This is a genomic window from Micromonospora sp. CNZ303, assembly GCF_004345505.1.
In genome coordinates this window covers 145493-164793 of the sequence record NZ_SLVT01000005.1, presented here as the reverse complement: position 1 = coordinate 164793, position 19301 = coordinate 145493, and the positions used below count along the sequence as shown (strand labels likewise).

Annotated in this window: 18 protein-coding genes; 12 read left to right on the top strand and 6 right to left on the bottom strand. The window is 72.5% G+C overall.

Annotated features, from left to right (window positions below):
* Positions 1 to 30: 30 nt before the first annotated feature.
* Both EV374_RS11065 and otnK read left to right on the top strand, forming a co-directional pair.
* Positions 31 to 858 (top strand): DeoR/GlpR family DNA-binding transcription regulator, encoded by an 828-nt coding sequence (locus EV374_RS11065; protein WP_165947754.1) that lies wholly within the window; start codon positions 31 to 33, stop codon positions 856 to 858.
* A 20-nt stretch (positions 859 to 878) separates the two neighbouring features.
* Positions 879 to 2162 carry a 3-oxo-tetronate kinase gene (gene otnK, locus EV374_RS11060; RefSeq protein ID WP_207914022.1) on the top strand — a complete coding sequence of 428 codons (1284 nt, stop codon included), beginning with the start codon at positions 879 to 881 and terminating at the stop codon, positions 2160 to 2162.
* 187 nt (positions 2163 to 2349) lie between these two features.
* On the opposite strand, the gene EV374_RS11055 is transcribed toward otnK, so the two are convergent.
* Positions 2350 to 3618 carry a S8 family peptidase gene (locus EV374_RS11055; RefSeq protein WP_132234244.1) on the bottom strand — a complete coding sequence of 423 codons (1269 nt, stop codon included), beginning with the start codon at positions 3616 to 3618 and terminating at the stop codon, positions 2350 to 2352.
* Between the two features lie 499 nt (positions 3619 to 4117).
* Between EV374_RS11055 and EV374_RS11050 the strand changes: the two genes are divergently transcribed.
* The 4 genes from EV374_RS11050 to EV374_RS11040 are packed head-to-tail and all read left to right on the top strand — an operon-like array spanning position 4118 to position 8110.
* Positions 4118 to 5398 (top strand): glycosyltransferase 87 family protein, encoded by a 1281-nt coding sequence (locus EV374_RS11050; RefSeq protein WP_132234242.1) that lies wholly within the window; start codon positions 4118 to 4120, stop codon positions 5396 to 5398.
* 39 nt (positions 5399 to 5437) lie between these two features.
* Complete coding sequence (locus EV374_RS33335; RefSeq protein WP_486485696.1) at positions 5438 to 6475, top strand: glycosyltransferase family 2 protein; 1038 nt, start codon at positions 5438 to 5440, stop codon at positions 6473 to 6475.
* On the top strand, positions 6472 to 7437 hold the full coding sequence (locus EV374_RS33330; RefSeq protein WP_486485695.1) for a putative bifunctional lysylphosphatidylglycerol flippase/synthetase: 966 nt from the start codon (positions 6472 to 6474) through the stop codon (positions 7435 to 7437). The genes EV374_RS33335 and EV374_RS33330 overlap by 4 nt, the downstream gene beginning before the upstream one ends.
* A 52-nt stretch (positions 7438 to 7489) precedes the next feature.
* Positions 7490 to 8110, top strand: a complete 621-nt coding sequence (locus EV374_RS11040) for a class I SAM-dependent methyltransferase (protein ID WP_132234240.1) — start codon at positions 7490 to 7492, stop codon at positions 8108 to 8110.
* Between the two features lie 80 nt (positions 8111 to 8190).
* Here EV374_RS11040 and EV374_RS11035 read toward each other — a convergent pair whose 3' ends face one another.
* The 3 genes from EV374_RS11035 to EV374_RS11025 form a co-directional block, all read right to left on the bottom strand.
* On the bottom strand, positions 8191 to 8997 hold the full coding sequence (locus EV374_RS11035) for an AfsR/SARP family transcriptional regulator (RefSeq protein ID WP_132234238.1): 807 nt from the start codon (positions 8995 to 8997) through the stop codon (positions 8191 to 8193).
* Positions 8998 to 9179: 182 nt separating this feature from the next.
* On the bottom strand, positions 9180 to 9896 hold the full coding sequence (locus tag EV374_RS11030; protein WP_132234236.1) for a polysaccharide deacetylase family protein: 717 nt from the start codon (positions 9894 to 9896) through the stop codon (positions 9180 to 9182).
* Complete coding sequence (locus EV374_RS11025) at positions 9893 to 10903, bottom strand: glycosyltransferase family 2 protein (protein ID WP_132234234.1); 1011 nt, start codon at positions 10901 to 10903, stop codon at positions 9893 to 9895. The genes EV374_RS11030 and EV374_RS11025 overlap by 4 nt, the downstream gene beginning before the upstream one ends.
* Before the next feature lie 268 nt (positions 10904 to 11171).
* Between EV374_RS11025 and EV374_RS32905 the strand changes: the two genes are divergently transcribed.
* The 6 genes from EV374_RS32905 to EV374_RS11000 are packed head-to-tail and all read left to right on the top strand — an operon-like array spanning position 11172 to position 17628.
* Positions 11172 to 12482, top strand: coding sequence for an aspartate aminotransferase family protein (locus tag EV374_RS32905; RefSeq protein ID WP_486485709.1), 1311 nt, complete (start codon positions 11172 to 11174; stop codon positions 12480 to 12482).
* On the top strand, positions 12476 to 13492 hold the full coding sequence (locus tag EV374_RS32900; protein ID WP_207914018.1) for an NAD-dependent epimerase/dehydratase family protein: 1017 nt from the start codon (positions 12476 to 12478) through the stop codon (positions 13490 to 13492). Before EV374_RS32905 ends, EV374_RS32900 begins: the two co-directional genes overlap by 7 nt.
* Before the next feature lie 11 nt (positions 13493 to 13503).
* Positions 13504 to 14472: a UbiA prenyltransferase family protein gene (locus tag EV374_RS11015; protein ID WP_132234232.1), complete on the top strand. Its 969-nt coding sequence runs from the start codon at positions 13504 to 13506 to the stop codon at positions 14470 to 14472.
* Positions 14469 to 15482: a glycosyltransferase family 2 protein gene (locus EV374_RS11010; RefSeq protein WP_132234230.1), complete on the top strand. Its 1014-nt coding sequence runs from the start codon at positions 14469 to 14471 to the stop codon at positions 15480 to 15482. Before EV374_RS11015 ends, EV374_RS11010 begins: the two co-directional genes overlap by 4 nt.
* A complete protein-coding gene (locus EV374_RS11005) occupies positions 15479 to 16516 on the top strand; it encodes a glycosyltransferase family A protein (protein ID WP_132234228.1) in 1038 nt (345 codons plus the stop codon). Before EV374_RS11010 ends, EV374_RS11005 begins: the two co-directional genes overlap by 4 nt.
* On the top strand, positions 16513 to 17628 hold the full coding sequence (locus EV374_RS11000; RefSeq protein ID WP_132234226.1) for an endonuclease/exonuclease/phosphatase family protein: 1116 nt from the start codon (positions 16513 to 16515) through the stop codon (positions 17626 to 17628). Before EV374_RS11005 ends, EV374_RS11000 begins: the two co-directional genes overlap by 4 nt.
* Before the next feature lie 95 nt (positions 17629 to 17723).
* Here the strand turns inward: EV374_RS11000 and EV374_RS10995 are convergent, their stop codons facing one another.
* Entirely contained in the window at positions 17724 to 18305 is a 582-nt protein-coding gene (locus EV374_RS10995; protein ID WP_132234460.1) for a hypothetical protein, read from the bottom strand.
* Positions 18306 to 18626: 321 nt separating this feature from the next.
* Positions 18627 to 19007, bottom strand: coding sequence for a YccF domain-containing protein (locus EV374_RS10990; protein ID WP_132234224.1), 381 nt, complete (start codon positions 19005 to 19007; stop codon positions 18627 to 18629).
* Between the last annotated feature and the right edge of the window lie 294 nt (positions 19008 to 19301).

Below are 19301 nucleotides of genomic sequence, written 5' to 3'. Positions count from 1 at the left end.
AAACGGATGAGGTCGCTCTTGGATGGACCGGTGCGCTACACGCAGGCTCCCGAGCGGCGTCGCGAACTCCTGCGACGGGCTGCCGAGGCCGGCTACGTCTCCTCGACCGACGCCGCGGCCGAGCTGGGCGTGTCGGAGATGACCATCCGACGTGACCTGCGGCAGCTGGCCGCCCAGGGGTTGGTGAACCGGGTCGCCGGTGGCGCGAGCGCCCCCGTGCCGGCGTACGGCGTCCCGTTCGAGCAGCGCAGGGATGCCGCGACGGCGGAGAAGGAAGCGGTCGGCCGGGCCGCCGTGCCGCTCGTACCGGCGGGCGCGGTGGTGGCCCTCGACGCCGGCACCACGGTCGCGGCCCTCGCGGCCCGGCTGCCCGGTGGCCTCACCGTCGTCACCCACTCGATACCGGTGATCCTGGCGTGCACCGGGCGCGAGGACCTCGAGCTGATCTCCCTCGGCGGCGCCTACCACCGCGCGACCCGCTCCTTCACCGGGCCGATCACCCGTGCCGGCCTGGAGGACCTGGCGGTGGACGTGGCCGTGCTCTCCGCGACGGCCGCCGGACCGACGGGGGTCTACTCCGCCAACGCCGCGGACGCCGAGATCAAGCGGGCGATGGCCCGCATCGCCCGCCGGGTGGTCCTGCTGCTCGACCATGGCAAGCTGGCGGCGCACGCCCCGATGCGGTTCCTGGACCTGGCGGCGGTCGACACGGTCGTCGTCGACGCGGGGACGGATGCCGACCAGCTCGCGCTGCTGCGGGCGACCTGCCGGGAGGTGGTGGTCGCGCCGCTGGACGCCGGGACGGCCGTCCCGGCGATCCGGCCAACGGCGAGCGCCACCCGGCTGGCCGGACCGTGACCGGGCCCTGGCTCGGTGCCGTGGCCGACGACCTCACGGGGGCCTGCGACCTCGCGGACGCGGTGAGCGAGGCGGGTGGGTCGGCGGTCGTGGTGGTGGGCCGCCCCACGGCGCCGCCGCCCGCCAGCGACTGCGTGGTCGTGGCGCTGAAGTCCCGGACCGCACCGCGCGACCAGGCCGTCGCGGAGTCACTCGCCGCGGCGCGGTGGCTGCTCGACGCCGGCTGCACCACCCTCTACCAGAAATACTGCTCGACGTTCGACTCCACCGACGCGGGCAACATCGGCCCGGTGGCGGACGCCCTGGTCGACCTCATCGGCGACGCCGTCGCGGTGGGCACGCCGGCCACGCCTCGGGTGGGCCGCACGGTCTACCAGGGGCACCTCTTCGTCGGCCGGCGACTGCTCTCCGAGTCGCCGCTGCGGGATCACCCGCTCACCCCGATGCGCGACCCCGACCTCGTGCGGGTGCTCTCCCGCCAGGCCGAGGGTGGGGTCGCGCTCGTCGACCAGACCACGGTCGCCGCTGGCCCGGCCGCCGTCACCGCGGCGGTTGAGGCCGCGCGCTGGAACGGCGCCCGACACGTGATCGTCGACTCCCTCGCCGACCGGGATCTGGACACGCTGGCCATCGCTCTGCTGGCAATGCCGAACGGGGTGCTGGCGGGCGGTGCCGCCGGGTTGGCGGCTGCGCTGGCACGGACATCCGGCACGGCGACGCGGACTTCGACGGCCGGAGTCTGTCGGAGCGGCGTGATCATCCCCGCGCGGACCGTACCGGTGGTGCCGGAGGGCCGGCAGCTGATCCTCTCTGGCAGCTGTTCCGAGCGGACCCGTGAACAGGTGAATGAGTTCCCTGGGCCCCGGGTGACGCTGTCCCCGGTCGACCTTGACATCGGCTTCGCCGAGACGGTCAACGCCGTGGCCGCCGCGGTGGCCGGGGCATACCGGAACACGAGCGGAGCCGTTCTGGTCACCTCCTCGTCTGGTCCGGAGCACGTCGCGCGGTACGAATCCCGGCTCGGCCCGGGACGAGCCGCCGCACTACTGGAGGCGGCGACCGCACAGATCGCCCGTCACGCGGTGGACACCCTCGGGGTCCGCCGCCTGTTGGTGGCCGGCGGCGAGACGTCGGGAGCGGTGGTCCGGGCACTCAAGCTCGGCACACTGCGGGTGGGACCGACGGCCGGCCCGGGCCTGCCGTGGATGGTCTCCGAGGGCAGCCCCACGCTCGCCTTGTTGCTCAAGTCGGGGAATTTCGGCGAACCGGACCTGTTCACCACCGCCTGGCGGCACTGCCCCTGAGGACCAGCCGCAGTCGTCGCTGTCGCGAGACGGCCATCGGCCCGCAGTGCGATCTCGGCCCAGAGTTCGTCGGAAACGATCCACGGCGTGCTCACCCTCCTCACATTCGGAAAGAACGATCCGCACGTCCCGAGGGCATGCCCGACATTGTCGTCAGGAGTTGTAAGGAGGAACATCCGTACGCCGGTCAGAGCATTGGTGAACCGTAGAGCAGACGGTTCGGCGAACCGCTGCCAGGATTGGTCACCACGCCCGGGGTCGCGCTCTCGACCAGAAACGCGTGCACCTGCGCCGGGGTCCAGGTCGGATTCTTGCTCAGCACCCGGGCGGCCATCCCCGCCGCATGCGCCGACGCTTGGAGGGTGAGGCTGATGGACTTGACTGCGGTGTCCGAGTCAGGCGAGGCCGACACGACGTCCACGCCGGGGGCGAAAAGGTCGACGCAGGGACCGAAGTTGGAGTAGGAAGGTCGGGCGTCGTCGGACTGGATGGACGCGACGGTGATGACGGTGGGCACCGAACCAGGCGAGTCATTGCAGGCGTTCTGGTTTACGTCGCCAGCCGGTGTCGTTATGACGATGCCGTCGTCGACAGCATTGGCGACCGCCGTGTTCAGCGCGGTGCTCATACCGCCGGCCAGCACGAAGTCCCCGACGGCGGGCGGATCCCAGGGGCTGTTGTCGGCGACCACCCAGTCGACGGCGCCGATCAACGCGCTGAGCGTGCCGTTGCAACTGGGTAGGCCGACCGAGACCAACTCGACGTTCTTGGCGACCCCGTACGTCGTTCCACCGATGATGCCGGCCACATGCGTGCCGAGGGTCTTGAAGCAGCTGGCGGCATAGCCGTGGCGGGCCCGACCGCCGAACTCCTGGTGGGTGGTGCGGATTCCGGGACCGATGACGTAGACCCGGACCCCGGTGCCCTGGTGCACGAAGTTGTAGGTGGTGTCGAGCCCGACCGGAGCATCGATCCGGTCCAGGTTCCAGGGTGCGTTCGGCTGGGCGGTGGTCGGCTGTACCGCAGCCACCTCGGGCACCTTGACGGCCTGGTCCTGCTCCACGTAGGCCACCGCCGGATCGGCGGCGAGCCGCCGGGCGACCGCCTCGGAGGTCCGCACCGAGAAGCCGTTGAGGGCGTCGCTCCACACCTGGTTCGGCATGGTGCCGAATCGACTGGCCAGTGCCTGGGCTGCGCCGGACACGGTGGACTTCCGGCTACCCGCCGAGCCCGCGACCGCGCCGTCCTTGAACACCACAATGTATTCGCCCGGCACCGCGGTCGCCCGGCCGGCACCGAGGATCTCGCCGACGGCACCCGCAGTCCGTCCTGGATCGGCGGCCGAGGCCGCTGGTTGAGTGAATATGGCGGCAGCCAGCGTGGCGGCGACGAGCGACACGGCGGCACGCCCGGGTCGACGGGTGGCAACGGGTGTCACTCTGCGCGGATATTCCATTGACCAAGCTCCTCTTCTCCTTGGGGCAATGCGTCGCCAATGCCGGTCCATTGCCTGGTTGGTTTGCCGGACTCTACAGCGAATGGCAGCCACAGAGGGACCCTTCCGATTGATGCATGCATAGGCGTGTGTCATTTTGACGGTTACTGAAAAAATCTGATTCAGATGTATCAAACAAGCCGCTGCCGCATCATGCGGAGATCGGCGCACGTCCTGGCCGCCATACGCGGCGACCGCAGAGGTCCCGCGGGATCGCGCGCGGCGGATTTCGGGGTCGTCGTCGAAGTGCCTGCACCTCGACGGCCTGCCGTTGCGGGCCAGCGCCGGACTTCCCCCGCCACGCACACGCGTACGGACCTGTCGCGACAGTCTTGTACGGCGCGACGGCCGGTGTCGATCCGGCCGCTGTGGACGGTGGGTAATCCAGACCAGTTACAGGATGCGTTCAGTCATCGATTGCTACCGTTCTCCCGCCGACGCCTGAAGGGGGAGATCGGTGATGACCCTTTCGTCGGCACCAGTCCCCGGCCCTCGGCCGCGACGTCACCCCGGCCCGGCGCTTCCGGCCACCGCCCTGCTGCTGCTCCCGGTGCTGGTGGCCGCCGCCGCGGTCGTCGTGTATCGGGCAACCGGCCGGTTCTGGGGCGACCTCGCGGCCTACCGGACGGGCGCGCTGGCCGCCGGCGGCGACGGGCAGCTCTACGACGTCGCCCACCGGGGCGCGGACGGCATCGCGCTGGGCTTCACGTACCCGCCCTTCGCCGCGCTGCTGCTGCAACCGCTGGCGTACGTCGACACCGTCGTCGGCGTCGGGCTCTGGACGATGGCCTCGGTCGTCGCGTTGTCCGCGGTGGTGCGCGTGGCGCTGCGCGCCGCCGGCGCGGGCCCGCCGGTACGCCCCGGCGCGGTGCTGGCGGGCACCGTCGCGGCGCTGCCGATGTTCCCGGTGGCCGGTCACCTCCAGGTCGGCCAGGTGGGCCTGTTCCTCATGCTCATCGTGCTGCTGGACCTCACCTCCGGCCCCGCGAACCGTTGGCGGGGCCTGGGCGTCGGCATCGCCGCAGGGATCAAGCTCACTCCGCTGATCTTCGTGGCGTACCTGCTCTGCACCGGCCGGTGGCGCGCGGCGGGGGTGGCACTGGCCGGGTTCGCCGCCACCGTCGGGCTGGGGTTCGCCTGGCGGCCGAGCGACTCGGCGCGGTTCTGGGGCGGCGGCCTGCTCGACACCGCGCGGGTCACCGACGATCCCCGCACCGTCCTGAACCAGTCGCTGCACGGCGCGCTGGCGCGCCTCGGCGACGTCGCCGACGTGCGTGCCGTCTGGCTGCCGGTGGCGGCGCTGACGGCGGTGGCGGGGATCGTCGTCGCGGCCCGCTGCGCCCGCGCCGGAGACGAGCTGCGCGGGGTGCTCGCCTGCGCGACGACGGGTGTGCTCGTCTCGCCGGTCTCCTGGCACCACCACTGGGTCTGGTGCGTACCGGCGCTGGTGCTGCTGGCGGCGCGGGCCCGGACGCGGGCCGACCGGGCCGCCGCGCTGGCCGCCGCGCTGCTCTGGACGCTCTGCGTGGCCAGCACCGCCTGGATCCTCGTCGGCCTGCGCGGCGAGGACCTGCACTTCCGGGGCTGGGAGCTGCTGCACAGCAACACGTACGTGCTGGCCGGGCTCGTGGCGTTGGGCGTGCTGGCCCGGCGTCCCGGTGGGCCGCGGGCGGGCGCCGACCCGACCGGGGCCGGCGCCCGCCGCGCCCCGGCACGACCAACCGCAGGAGAGGGACGGTGAGACCGTGACCCGCGCCGACGCCATCGAGGACCGGATCCGGTGAGGATCTCCGTGGTCGTGCCCAACTTCAACAAGGAGCGGACGCTGCACGAGTGCCTGTCGGCGGTGTACGCCCAGAGCCCGCCGCCGGCCGAGGTGATCGTCGTCGACGACGCGAGCACGGACCGGTCCCGGCGGATCGCAGCCGGGTTCCCCTGCGTGGTGGTGGCGTTCCCGGTCAACCGGGGCGTCTCGGCAGCCCGCAACGCCGGCGCCGCCCGCGCCACCGGCGACGTGTTGTTCTTCGTCGACTCCGACATCGCGCTGGCGCCTGGCGCGCTGGCCGCCGCGGTACGCACTCTCGGGGCGCACCCCGACTGTGGCGTGGTGCAGGGCATCTACGACCTGCGCCCGCTGCACGACGACGGGCCGGTCGAGGCGTACAAGACGCTGTTCGAGCACTTCTGGCGGCGCCGGGCCACCGGGGTGACGGCGACCACCATGTTTGCGCTGACCGCCGTGCCCAGGGCCGTCTTCGAGCTGGTCGGCGGCTTCGACGAGCGGCTGCGCGACGCCGAGGACGTGGAGTTCGGCACCCGCCTGCCGAGCCGCTACGAGATCCGGGTCAGCGACGAGATCGTCGGCCGCCACGACGACGTGGACCGGCTGTGGCCGTACCTGTCGGAGCTGTTCCGCCGTGCGGTGACGTACGCCGACGCCGTGGTCGTGGCCCGCTGGGAGCGGCCGGTGGCCAGCGCGGCCGGCGCGGGCCGGACGCCGCACCGGGTCGACCTCGCCTCCGTGGTGGGCATGGCGGCCAGCGCGCTGACCGTCGGCACCGCGTCGCTGGCCCTGGTGTCGCCGCGGCTGGCGCTGCTGGCGCTGGGCCCGCTCGCCGCCTTCGTCGTCGCCGACCGGGAGCTGCTGGCATTCGCCCTGCGCCACCGCGGTCCGTGGTTCCTGCTCTACGCCCTGGGGCTACGGTGGCTGACGCACCTGACGGAGTTCGTCGGGATGGGGCTGGGGGTGTGCGGCGCGCTGCTGCGGCGGGTCCGTGCCGGCCGCGCCCGTCGGGTGGCCCCGGTGTCGCAGCGGTGAGGGCCCGCTGGTGGCGGCTGGCCAACCATGTCCTCACCGCGGCCTTCGTGGTGGCTCTGACCGTCGGTCTGGTGCTGTTCGTGCGCGCCCAGGACTGGACGCCCGTGGCGACGCTCGCCGCCCGCCTCGACCCCGTCCGGGTGACCGCCGCGCTGGCCGCCGCCCTGCTGATCAACTCGGCAGGGCTGCTGCTCGGGCTGGCCTCGTGGCGGGCGCTCTTCGTCGACCTCGGGGCGGCGGTCGACCGGTGGACGGCGTACCGGATCTTCTTCGTCGGGTTCCTGGCCAAGTTCGTCCCGGGCCGCTTCGTCGCCCTGCCGCTGCTGCTGCGGATGGGCAAGGAGATCGAGGTGGGTCCGGTCCGGCTGGCCGGGGTGTTCCTGCTCAGCTGGGCGGTGGTCGCGATGACCGGGACGACGGTCGCGCTCGCGGCCGGGCCGGCGCTGCTGTCGGGTGCCGCCGGGTGGCTGCTGCTCGCCACGGTCCCCCTGGTCGTGCTCTTCGCCCGTCCGGACCTGCTCAACCGAGGGCTCGGTGCGTCGGCCCGGCTGCTGCGGCGACCACCCCCGCAGGTCGCCGCGTCCCCGGCCGGCCTCCGCCGGGCCATCACCGCGCAGTCGCTGTCCTGGCTCGTCTCCGGGCACCACCTGTGGCTGCTCGCGGTGGCTGCCGGCGCGCCGCCCCTGCGGTCGTACCTGATCTGCGTCGCCGGCTTCGCGGCGGCCACCGTCGCCGGCCTGGTCGTGATGGTCGCCCCGGACGGCCTGGGCGTACGTGAGGCGGTGCTCATGGTCGGGCTGGCCACCGTGCTGCCGGTGACCGTGGCGACGCCGGTGGTGCTGGTCAGCCGGCTGGTCTGCGCGCTGAGCGAGGTGGCGGTCGGCGGCGGCGGACTGCTGGTGGCCCAGTACATGCACCGGCGCCGTGTCGGCCCGGTCGAGCGGGCGGCGCCGGTCGGCTGACCGGCCCGTCACCTGAGTCCGAGGCTGAGTCGGACAGAGAGTTGGTGACACCATGTCGATCGCGCCACTGCGGACGATGGCACGGCTGGTCGGAGTCCCGGTCCGGGCGCTGGTGCGCCGCAGCACGAGGCTGAACGCGGCGCTCTGGGACACCCAGTACGCGCTGGGCTTCTGGGGCTACCTGGACGGCGCGGGCGACGGGGCCATGCCGCTGTCGCTGATCGAGACGTGGGCCCCGCGCCCGACGATCCTCGACCTCGGCTGCGGCACCAGCGCCAACCTTCCCCTGACCCAGGGCCGGTATCGGCACTACCACGGCGTGGACATCAGCCGCCGGGCGATCGAGGCGGCCCGGTCGCTTGACCGGCCGGACGCGTCGTACGAGGTGGCTGACATCCGGGCCTACCGGAGCCTGGAGCGGTACGACGCCATCCTGCTGCGCGAGGTCATCTACTACCTCTCGGTGGCGGAGGCGGAGCACCTGCTGCGTCGGCTGCCGGACATGCTCACCGCGCGGGGCCGGATCATGGTGCAGATCTACGACGTCGACCGGTCCCAGCAGTTCGTCGAGGTGATCCGCGGCTGCGGGCTGGACGTCACGACGCGGCTGCCGACGGACGGCGCGACCGGCGCCTTCTTCGTCCTGACCCCCGCGGCCGCCCCGCCGGGCTGAACCCCGCCGGCGCCCGGCCGCTGCCGGGGCAGGGGAGGGGCCCGTCGGGCGTCCCGCGCGCCCCGGGCCCCGCCCCGCGCTCAGACGGAGACCCGGCGCTCCCACCACGGCCACACCGTCACCGGTTCGCTGCGCAGCAGCCGGCGATGCAGGTCCTGGAGCCGGTGCCCGGGTTCGACCCCGAGCCGGTCGGAGAGGGTGCTGCGGGCGTCCTGGAAGGCGGTGAGCGCCTCCGCCCGCCGGGAACTCTGCCCGAGCGCGACGAGCAGCAGCTCCCAGAGCCGCTCCCGCATCGGGTGCTCGGCCAGCATCCAGCGCAGCTCGGCGACCACGTTCTCGACGTCGCCGAGCAGGAGCCGTACGCCGGTCGCCTCCTCCAGGACGTCCTGGCGCAGCTCGGTCAGCCGGATGCGTTCGGCCTCGGCGAGCGGGCCGGTCGCCTCGTGCAGGGCCCGGCCGGTCCAGTGGGCCAGGCCCCGCTGGAAGAGATAGAGCGATCGGGACAGGTCCGCCTGGGACCGGGCGGCGCGGGCCGCCCGGACGTCCTGTTCGAAGCGGATGATGTCCACGGCGTCCGACGGGATGTCGAGGGTGTAGCCGGGCCGGGTGGACCGGAGCACCCGGGCCAGGGCCGGCCGCCGGCCGGGCGGCTCCAAAACCCGGCGCAGCCGGCCGATGTAGGTGTGCACCATGTTCTCCACCGAGTCGGGCCGGCGGCCGGCCCAGATCCCGTCGACGATCTGCGCCACGGACATCACCATGCCGCTGCGCAGCGCCAGCACCGCCAGGACCTCCCGTTGCCGTGGCGTGCCCAGGTACAGGTGCGTGTCCCCGCGCTGGGTCCGGATCGGCCCCAGGAGCAGTATGGACAGTTCATCGTGCGACATCAGGTGTCTCCCCCACCAGAGGAACCGGGCGCCAGGACCCGGCTCGGCACTTGTCGACGGCACTGTCCGGGCACCGGACAACCACGGCGTCGGGGCGGGTCCGGGACGGCAGGCGAGTCGACGGTTCGACGCGCGTTCGGCGGCTCCCCGCAGCGCGAGGGCCCTCGGGGCATCCGCGCCACCTACCGGTCGTCCGGGACGGTGACGAAGCGCAGCCCGCGATCGGTCAGCCTCGGGAGGACCTCGGCCAGGGCCGCGACCGTCTGCGACCGGTCGCCGCCGCCGTCGTGACAGAGCATGATCTGCCCGGGCCGGGTGCGCGACAGCGTCCGGGCGATCCGGGCGACGCCGGGGCTGCGCCAGTCGCTGGGGTTGACCGTCCAGTCGACCGGGACGAGGCCGAGCTCGGCGGTGGTCCGCAGCACCCCGGGCGACCAGTTGCCGCCGGGGGCGCGGAACAGCCGCGGCGTGTGCCCGGTCGCGTCCTCGATCTCGCGCTGGGTCCGGTCGATCTCGGCGGTGATCTCGTGCCGGGCCAGCGCGGCGAACGGCTGCGGGTGCGTCATGGAGTGGTTGCCGATCAGGTGGCCGGCGGCCAACACGTCCCGGGCCAGCTCCGGGTGTTCCCGCACCCGGTCGCCGACGAGGAAGAACGTGGCCCGCACGCCGTGCCGGTCGAGCAGGTCGAGCATCGGCGCGGTCCACCGCGGGTGCGGGCCGTCGTCGATGGTGAGCGCCACGTCGTCGCCCGGCACGCCGAAGGTCGGTCGCCGGGGACCGCCGAGCGAGGGGCGGCGGCGCAGGAGCTGCCGGCCGCGGTAGGCGAAGAGCAGGTAGTGCAGGGCGTGCGCGCAGAGCTGGGAGCCCAGCCGGGCGGCCGGTTTCCGGGCGCCGCTCATCGGGGCGTTCTCGTGGTGGTCACGCGGGTCGGCCCGAAGTCGCGGTCGGCGAGGTGGCGCAGCCCGCCCACGACGGCGCCCGTGACGACGGCCAGTTGGACCAGCAGGTGCACGGCGAAGAAGAAGACCGCGTACGCGGGCCCGCGCCGGTGCAGGACGAACCGCAGCAGCCCGGGCTCGGCCACCACGAACAGGGCGAGGAGGAGCAGCGACGCGGCCGGCCAGCCGCCGCCGAGCGGGGCCAGCGGCAGGGTCGCCGGCACCAACGTCGCGGCGACCAGGGCCACGGGGCTGTTGGCGCGGATGCCCGCCGGTCCGCGCTCGGCCAGGGCCACCGGGATCAGCAGCTGCGAGCGGTGGAACTGCTTGCGCAGCAGCGCCCCGAGGCGGCTGTCGTCGTCGTGTCGGCAGACGACGGTGTCGGTGAGGACGATGCCGTACCTGTCGCCCATCCGGTCGCCGAGTTCGACGTCCTCTGAGGCGCGCAGGTTCTCGTCGAACAGCCCGACCGAGGTGAAGACCTCGCGGCGGATGAGGCAGACCGCGAAGAGGGTGGTGCGCACCCGCCCGACGTTGCGCAGCCGCCAGTAGTGCCCGTGCAGCAGCCGGTACGCCTCGACCGGCCCGTCGTCGATCAGGGGTTCGAGCGCGTAGATGCCGTGTACGCAGGCGACGTCCGGCTCGTCGCGCAGGATCGCGAGGGCGTTCTCCAGCGCGTCCGGTTCCGGGGCGCAGTCGGAGTCGAGGAAGAAGAGCAGCTCGCCGGTGCTGGCCCGGATGCCGCGGTTGCGGGCTGCCGCCGGCCCGGCGTTGCGGTCGGTGACCAGCAGCCGGCATCCGAAGCGCCGGGCGATCGCCCGGGTGTCGTCGGTGCTCGCGTCGTCGACGACGATGACCTCGGTCACCGGCTGTCGTTGCCGGCGGACCGCCTCCAGACACGCGCCCAGGGTCTTCGCGCTGTTGTGGGCGGGGATGATGACCGACACCGTCGGCGGCATGATCAGCACCTCACCGGGAAGTAGGGTAATTCGTAAGTATATTGACGCTGGGAATTCCGTCGGGCCGCGACCAAGTTATCGACCGGCAACCCCCTCCCGCAAGGGTTGCCTTGCGTAGTCAAGGTTCCATCCAGCCTCGGTCCAGGAAAGATTTCGGGGCGATGGATAGCGTCTCGGCATGCCCAATCTGGTCAGCGTCGAGGAATGCGAGCGCCTCACCGTTCGCGAGGTGCACGACCTCTATCGTCGGTACGTGAACGCAAGCCAGGTCAATCTCATGACCTCGTTCGGGTTCGGCCGGGAATTGGTCGAGCACGCCGAGGGCGCCTACCTGACATTACGCGACGGCCGGCGCGTCCTCGATCTCACCGGCGGGGTGGGGGTGCTCAACCACGGCCACAACCATCCACGCATCGTAGCGGCCCGGCGACGGTTCGCGGAGCGCCAGCGGATGGAGGTGCACAAAACGTACTTCTCGCCATACCTCGCGGCGCTCGGCCACAACCTGGCACAGCTGCTGCCCGGCGACCTCTCGATGTCGTTTCTCCCCAACTCCGGTGCGGAGGCGGTGGAGGGTGCGGTGAAGCTCGCCTTCAAATACCACGGCGGCCGGCGGGGAACCATCCTGCGGGCGGACTGCGGTTTCCACGGAAAGTTGCTCGGCTCCGGCGGATTGACCGGTCAGCCCCACTTCGATTTTCCGACAATCCCCGGAATCGTCCCGTTTACTTACGGCGACCTGGATTCCGTCCGATCGGCTATCGAGGCGCACCCCGGCGACGTCTATGCCCTGATCGTCGAACCGTTCAGCGCCTCCACCATTCAGTGGTGCGACGAAAGTTTCCTTCGCGGGGTGCGGGAACTGTGCGATCGGCACGACATCGTGCTGATCTTCGACGAGATCTACACCGGCTGGGGCAAGACGGGCAGCCTCTTCTACTTCATGCGCTACCCCGACCTGGTGCCGGACGTGCTGACCACGAGCAAGTCGTTCGGCGGCGGCAAGTCGTCCATTTCGGCCTTCGTCGCCCGGGAACCGGTGTTCCGCAAGGCGTACGACAACCTCACCGACGCGCTGCTGCAGAGCACCAGCACGACCTACTACGGCATGGGGGAGGAGTGCGTCACCGCCATCGAGGCGATCAACGTGGCGGTGGAGGACGACTACCCGGCGCGGGCCCGCGAGCTGGAACGCGTCCTGGAACCGGCCCTGACCCGGCTGGCCAAGGAACATCCGGAGGTGGTCGGCCGGGTGGCGGGCGCCGGGGCGCTCTGGGGCGTGCAGATCGACGGCGGGCCGAAGATCCTCGACCTGGTCGCCCGGCTCGCGCCCGGCGGCGTGGCCCGGGACCCCAGGTTCAAGGCCAAGCTGGTGACCTGCGCCGTCGTCAACGCGCTCTACCGGGACCACGACATCTTCACCTACTACACGCTCAACGGCCTGAACCCGCTGGTCATCGGCCCGTCTCTGGTCACCGACCCGGCCGACGCGCAACGCGCCGTCGACGCCCTCGACGAGGTGCTGGCCCAGGGACTGAACCGCCTGGTCACCCGTTTCGTCGCGCAGAAGGTGGGATCGCTGTGGTGATCACGATCACCGGCGCGGCGGGCATGCTCGGCTCCCGGCTGGTCGACCGCCTCGGCGCCGACGGCCACCACGTACGCGGTGTCGACCTGCGGCCGGAGAACGGGGTCACCCACGTCGGGGACGTCCGCGACTCCCGCCTGCTGGACCGCGCCTTCGCCGACGCCACCGTCGTCATCCACTGCGCGGCGGCGCTGCCCAGCTACCCGGCCGACCAGATCCGCTCCGTCACCGTCGAGGGCACGCGCGCCGTGTTCGCCGCCGCGGAGCGGGCCGCGGTGGCCCGGGTCGTGCACGTCTCGTCGACCGCCGTCTACGGGCTTCCGACGCGGGTGCCCACCCCGGAGGAACACCCGCACGCGCCGGTGGACACCTACAGCGCGGCCAAGGCGGCGGCCGAGGAGATCGCCGTCCGGCACCGCGCCAGCCTGCCGGTGGCGGTGCTGCGGCCCAAGACCTTCCTCGGCCCCGGCCGGATGGGACTCTTCTCGATGCTCTTCGAGTGGGCCGAGGAGGGCCGTAACTTCCCGGTCCTCGGCCGCGGCGACGTGCGGATCCAGATGTTCGCCGTCGACGACCTCGTCGACGCGGTGGTGACCGTCCTGCACGCCCCCGACGAGGTCGCCAACGACACGTACAACCTGGCCGCCGAGCGCTTCGGCACCCTCCGGGAGGACTTCCAGGCGGTCCTGGACGCCGCCGGGCACGGCCGGCGGGTGGTCTCGCTGCCCGCCCGGCCCGCGCTCGCCGCGCTCAGCCTGCTGGAACGCAGCCGGCTCTCGCCGGTCTACGGCCGACTGCTGCACAAGCTGATGGCCGACTCGTACGTCAGCATCGACAAGGCCCGACAGCGGCTGGGCTTCCAGCCCAAGCTGTCCAACCAGGACGCCATCCTGCGCACCTTCGAGTGGTGGCGGACCGAGCGGCACCGCGAGCGCCCGGCGCGGGACGGACGGACCAGCCGCGATCCCTGGCGGCAGGGCGCCCTCGCCGCCGCGAAGATCTTCTTCTGACAGGGGCCCTGATGACCGCCGTCGAAAGCGTGGTGGAACCGGTCGCCCCGGTCGCCACCGGACCCGTCGCGCGCGTGCCCACGCTGCTGCGACACCTCGTGGTGCTGGCCCGGCCGGGCCACGCCGTCAAGAACCTGCTCGCCGTCCCGCTGGCCCTGACCGACACGCCGGTCTGGACGGCGACCGCGCTGTGGCGGTGCGTCTGGGCGGTGGCCGCGTTCACGCTCGCCTCATCGGTGATCTACGTCGTCAACGACATCGCCGACCACCGCCTGGACCGGGCGCACCCCGCAAAGCGGCGCCGGCCGATCGCCGCCGGCCACGTCCCGGTGCCGGTGGCCGGGGCGTACGCGGTCGTCCTCGCCGTGCTGCTGGCCGCGCTGACCGTCAACGGGCCGGCGATGACGTGGTGGCCGCTGGTCGCGTACCTCGCGCTGAGCACCGCGTACAGCAGGTGGCTCAAGCACGTGCCGCTGCTGGACGTCTGCGTGGTCTCCGCCGGCTTCGTGCTGCGCGTCATGCAGGGCTACGCCGCGACCGGCGCGACCGCTTCCAGTCTCCTGCTCACCGCGGTGTTCAGCGGCTGCCTGGTGCTCATCCTCGGCAAGCGCCGGCACGAGCTGGCCGCCCTCGGCACGCCGCACCGGCCCGCGCTGGTCGGCTACAACCTGCTGCTCGCCGACCACCTGCTCGGCCTCACCACCACCCTGGCCGGCACCGCCTTCCTGCTCTACCTGCACGTCGACGCGCCGATCGACGCCTACCCGCCCGTCGCGCTGGCGATCGTCGTACCGCTGGGACTGCTCGCCGCGTTCCGCTACCTGCAGGCGGTGCTCGTGCTGCGCGCCGGCGGCGACCCGATCCGGATGCTGCTGCGCGACCGGATGATCGTCGGTTGCGCCGTACTCGCTGGCGCCACGCTGGCCCTGGCACAGATCACCGCCCGCTATCCCCACCTGCTGACCTGGACGGACAGATGAGCCATCCCCTGGTGTCGGTCATCGTGCCGAACTACAACTACGCCCGCGCGCTGCATCTCTGCCTCGACTCACTGCGGGCACAGACGTACCCGCATCTGGAGATCATCGTGGTCGACGACTGCAGCACCGACGACTCGGTCGCGGTCGCCGAGGCCCACGGCGCGCGGGTCGTGCGTACGCCACGCAACGGCGGGCCGGCCGCAGCCCGCAACCTCGGCGCGGCGACCGCGGCGGGCGAGATCCTGTTCTTCATCGACTCCGACGTGGCGGCCAAGCCCGACGCGGTGGCCAACGCGGTGGAGCTGCTGGCCGCCGACCCGACGATCGGGGCGGTCTGCGGCAACTACGACCCGGTGCCGCTGATCCGCGACAGCCTCCTGGAGGAGTACCGCTGCCTCCAGCAGTCCTACTGGCTCATCGCGGACGAGGGACCGATCATGACGCTCTACACCGCGCTGCTGGCCGTGCCGGCGCGGGTGTTCAGCGAGATCGGTCCGTTCAACCCCCGGCTGCGGGAGACTGAGAACGCCGACTACGGGATGCGGCTCGCGCAGCGCTACCGGATCCTGCTCTCCCCGCGGGTGCGCGGCGTGCACGACCACGACCACGAGCTGGGGGTGCTGGTGCGCAAGGTGTTCACCCGCACGGCGCTGCACATCCCGATGTACGCCCGCAAACCGGAGTTCCCCGGCGGGCTGAGCAGCGGCCCCCGGGCCTGGGTCAGCATCGCCGCCCCGCTGGCCCTGCTCACCGCCGTCCTGCCCCTGCTGCTCGGCCCGGCCTACCTGCTGGTGCCGCTGGCCGCGTTCGTCGCCTTCCTCGCCGGGGACCTGCCGATGCACCGGTTCGTACGGGTCGAACGCGGGCCGCTCTTTCTGGTCTACTTCGTCGCGATGCACTTCTTCCTGAACCTGGTCATCGCCGTCGCCGCGGCCTGCGGCGTGGTCGCCTGGCTGACCTCCGGCCGGTTCCGGCGGCTCTACGACCGACCGGAGGTCGCCACCCGATGAACGGACTCCCGCTCGTCTCGGTGATCGTGCCGAACTACAACTACGCCGAGTCCCTGGACCTGTGCCTGCGCTCCATCCTCGACCAGACCTACCCGAACATCGAGCTGCTCATGGTCGACGACTGCAGCACGGACCAGTCCGTCGCGGTGGCCAGCGCCCTCGGCGTCCCCGTGGTCAGCACGGGAGTCAACGGCGGCTGCGGTACCGCCCGCAACGTCGGCGCCGCGGCTACCCGCGGCGACCTGATCTGTTACGTCGACTCCGACCTGGCGCTGGCGCCCGACGCGGTGGCCACCGCGGTCCGGCTGCTCGTCGAGGACCCCGCCGTCGGGGCGGTCTGCGGCATCCAGGACGCCGAGCCGTTGCTCCACGACACGGTGGTCTCCCGGTACCGCGGCCTGCAGTACCACTACTGGTCCATCAGCTCCGAAGGCGACGTGTCGTTCCTCTTCCCGGCCATGTGCGTCATCCGGCGGGCCGTCTACGACGAGGTCGGGCCGTTCAACCCGGCGCTGCGGCAGACCGAGGAGGTCGACTACGGCTACCGGCTGACCCGCCGGCACCGGATGCTGCTCACCTCCGAGGTACGCGGGCGGCACGACCACGACCACGAGCTCTCCGGGCTGCTGCGCAAGCTGTTCCACCGGGGGCGGCTGCGCATCCCGCTCTACGCACGCGCACGCCGCTTCGGCAAGGGCTTCGAGACCGCCTCGCGCGCCTGGGGCAGTCTCGCCGCGTTCGCCGCCCTGCCGGCGTTGGCCGTACCGCTGCTGCTGGGGCCGTGGGGGGCGGTGGTTCCCGCCGCGCTGCTCGCCGCCTCCCTGGCCTGCGACGCCGGGATGTACGGCTTCGTGCTGCGCCGGCGCGGCGTGCCGTCCCTGCTCGGCTTCGCCGGCCTGCACTTCCTGGTCAACGTCACGATCACCGCCGGGGTGGCGACCGGCGCGGCGCAGTGGCTGCTGTCGCGCACGTTCCGGCAGCTCTACGACGCCTCGTTCCCGGTCGAGGGCACCCCCCGGTGGGAATCGGCGTGACGACGGCCGCGCCGGTGACCGCCGCCGGCACCGAGCCGACGCCGCCCGCCACCGCGCGGCCGCGGCGCTGGCCGGCGGCGGTCCTGGCCGGCGCCGGCGCGCTCTGGCTCGCGTTCACCGTCGCGCACCTGGCGCTCAGCGGGCGCTGGTGGCTCTGGCTCGCGGTGGACGCCGTGCCGCCGCTCTTCTTTCTCCTGGCGCCCCTGGCGCTGGGGGCCGGCGCGGCGGCGGTCCGGCGGCGGCGGCGCACGGTGGCGCTGCTCGCCGCCGCCGCATTGCTGCTCGGCGCGGGGCAGAGCGGCGTCAACGTCCGCCGGTGGCAGGGCGGGGACGGCCCGGCCCCGCCCGACGCCCTGCGCGTGTTCGTCTGGAACACCGGCTACTGGGACGAGGGGGGCGAGACCGAGGCGCTGTACCGGTCGCTGCGCGACGCGGACGCCGACGTCTACCTGTTGCAGGAATACTGGTACGAGAAGAGCGCCGGACCGACGCCGGCCACGCTCGACCGGCTGCGCGCCGAGTTCCCCGGCTTCCAGGTCGTGGTCGCCGGCGAACTGGTCACCGTCTCCCGGCTGCCGGTGCTGCGGCAGGTGCCGCTGGAGCCGGCCGGCCTGCCGCCGGCGGTGGCGGGAGCCGGCGACCAGTGGCGCTACAAGACCCTCCGCACCGACCTGGACCTCGGCGGCGGCCGCGTGCTGTCGGCGTACAACCTGCATCTGCCCGTGCAACTCTCGCCCGAGCACGGCCCGTTCGACGGCGACTTCTACCGGGTGCTGCGCGAGCAGCACGCCCAGCGGGAACCGCAGTGGCGGGCGCTGGCCCGTGACGTGGGGTCCAACCCCCATCCGGTGCTGCTCGCCGGGGACCTGAACACCAGCCCGGCGATGGGTGATCTGCGCAAGCTGCCCGACGGCCTGCGCGACGCCGGTCACGCGATGTCGTCGCTCTACCCGGCGAGCTGGGCGGAGTCCGCCGGCTGGCCGCGGTGGTGGCGGCTCGACTGGGCGCTCGCCTCGCCGGCGGTGCGGGTGCACTCCTACCGCTTCGGCGACGCGGGCGGCGTCTCCGACCACCGTCCGCAGGAGCTGCTGGTGTCGCTGGGCGACAACTGACGCGTCGCGTCCGGTCGTACCGGCCCGTGCGCAGGCACCCGCCGGCCGGGATCGCTCGCCGGGCCCGGCCGCCGGTTCCGGTCCTTTCGACGCGGTCAGAGCCCGGCCGCGGCGTCGTACCGGCGACGCAGGTCTGCCATTTCCGGCCCGGTCAGCGCCTCCTCGCGCGCCTGCTCCACGTACTTCTGCGGGAACATCTCGCGCAACCGGTCGACGAACGCGACGTCGGCGCTCGCCTCGACCGCCCGAATGCCGGGGGGCTCGATGGACATGTCCATGATCACCGGGCCGACGAGCTTGACGGCCCAGTCCCACGGACGCTTCTGCTCGGCGATCCCGCAGAGGCGGAAGCCGTAGACCGTTCGCACGTCGGCGAGGGCGGTGGCTTCCGCCGGCTCGTGACCGTAGACGCGCACTCCGCAGATCACCGCCGGTCTCGCCCTGCCCTCGGTGGCGGCGTGCGGTGCGTCATGCCCAGCGTGCTGGTGTTGCCCCGGGTCCACCTGCTCGAGCGTGCTCCGCATTCGGACCATGATCCGTGTCCGCAGATCCGTCGGCTCGGCTTCCGATCCGGCCGAGTTGGTCAGTACGACCGCGCCGGCCGTCAAGGTCAGGATCGCCGCCACCCACACGAATCGATTTCGGTACCATCCCGCGAAACTCTGCCGGGAGAACATGCTCACCTCTTGTCTGGTCGCCGTTTCCGGTGCCCTGGCAGACGGCCCGGATGCCTCCGGCCGGTTGGATCTCCGGCGTCGGCTGTGGTGGGACACGTACGGCGGGGACGGTTGCCCAGGGGTGTGCCCGTCGTACGTGGAGACGGCCCGACGAGGCGGCGCGCGAGGGCCGGTGAGACCGGCGCGCTGCCGGCGCTGCTGCTCCCGTGCTGCCGTTCCCAGCGCGGTTGCCCCCGCGCTGCGGCGATGTGAGCCATTGCAACACGACCCGGACCGCTCCGGCAACATCGACGATGCTCATCGTCGTGCCGGTCCGGTCGGCTATGGTGCGTCGATGACCTCGCGGCCGAGGGGCCAGCGTGCGGCGGGGACGAGTTTGAAGTTGGCGATGCCGAACGGGATGCCGATGACCGTGACGCAGAGGGCGATGCCGGCGAGGATGTGGGACAGCGCCAACCACCACCCGGCCAGCACCACCCAGAGGACGTTGGCCAGCCCTGACGCGATCCCGGCACCGGGCTTGGGCACGACGGTGCGGCCGAACGGCCACAGGGAGTAGAGGGCCAGGCGTAGCGACGCGACGCCGAACGGGATCGTGACGACCAGAGCGAAGCAGATCAGCGCGGCGAGGCCATAGCCAGCGGCGAGCACGAGACCCCCGCCGAAGACGAGCCACAGCACGTTGAGCACAAATCGGATCATGTCTTCGAGCATGACTGCCGGGCGCCACCCGGGGTGGCGCCGCGGAAGGGACCGCTCGTCGGCCTCGACGACGGGTGCGTCGACGGGCTGATGCTGCCGCCGAGGATGGCGGCGACGGCGACAAGCCACCCACCGCCAGCGACAAGGGCCCCGACCACGAGGAATCGGGCCACAGCCAGACGGGCCGGTTCAGCGGGTAGTTGACATGACACGCTCGAAACCGGCGACCACACCACCGTGGCGGGCCTGCTCCTGGCTCACCTCGGCCGCATTCCCGAGGCGACCCACGGCGGT

Coding starts and splice junctions, on each gene's coding strand:
- EV374_RS11005 (WP_132234228.1), top strand. CDS start 15,479: ATGAACGGACTCCCGCTCGTCTCGGTGATCGTGCCGAACTACAACTAC.
- EV374_RS11030 (WP_132234236.1), bottom strand. CDS start 9,896: ATGAGCGGCGCCCGGAAACCGGCCGCCCGGCTGGGCTCCCAGCTCTGC.
- EV374_RS11055 (WP_132234244.1), bottom strand. CDS start 3,618: ATGGAATATCCGCGCAGAGTGACACCCGTTGCCACCCGTCGACCCGGG.
- EV374_RS11040 (WP_132234240.1), top strand. CDS start 7,490: ATGTCGATCGCGCCACTGCGGACGATGGCACGGCTGGTCGGAGTCCCG.
- EV374_RS11010 (WP_132234230.1), top strand. CDS start 14,469: ATGAGCCATCCCCTGGTGTCGGTCATCGTGCCGAACTACAACTACGCC.
- EV374_RS10995 (WP_132234460.1), bottom strand. CDS start 18,305: ATGTTCTCCCGGCAGAGTTTCGCGGGATGGTACCGAAATCGATTCGTG.
- EV374_RS11015 (WP_132234232.1), top strand. CDS start 13,504: ATGACCGCCGTCGAAAGCGTGGTGGAACCGGTCGCCCCGGTCGCCACC.
- EV374_RS11035 (WP_132234238.1), bottom strand. CDS start 8,997: ATGTCGCACGATGAACTGTCCATACTGCTCCTGGGGCCGATCCGGACC.
- EV374_RS11050 (WP_132234242.1), top strand. CDS start 4,118: ATGACCCTTTCGTCGGCACCAGTCCCCGGCCCTCGGCCGCGACGTCAC.
- EV374_RS10990 (WP_132234224.1), bottom strand. CDS start 19,007: ATGATCCGATTTGTGCTCAACGTGCTGTGGCTCGTCTTCGGCGGGGGT.
- EV374_RS32905 (WP_486485709.1), top strand. CDS start 11,172: ATGACCTCGTTCGGGTTCGGCCGGGAATTGGTCGAGCACGCCGAGGGC.